This window comes from Ornithinimicrobium sp. F0845 (assembly GCF_023015765.1).
Classification (GTDB): domain Bacteria; phylum Actinomycetota; class Actinomycetes; order Actinomycetales; family Dermatophilaceae; genus Ornithinicoccus.
Genome location: NZ_JALKAL010000051.1, coordinates 1 through 243 on the forward strand (window position 1 = coordinate 1; position 243 = coordinate 243).

Sequence of the window (243 nt, forward strand, 5' to 3'; positions counted from 1 at the left end):
TGCTTGCGCAGTCCCTTGTCCGCCCGCCTACGCGGGACACCGTCCGCGACGGCCTGCTCACGCAGCTTGGTGACGACGGTGTCGGTCACCCGGGCCTGCGCGGCGGCCGCGGCGTTCTTCACGCCCTCCAGGCCGGTGATGACGTCGCAGAGATCCGCTGCGGGGACGTCGACCAACTCCTTCAGGCCCGCTCCACCGGCGAGCCGACGGGTGAACGCAGTCAGCTCCGCAGCGGTCACCGGG

At 72.0% G+C, this 243-nt stretch carries 1 pseudogene; it reads right to left on the minus strand.

Features of this window, described 5'->3' with window-relative positions:
* Positions 1-243, minus strand: a pseudogene (locus MWU75_RS19685) (hypothetical protein); the annotation flags it as partial.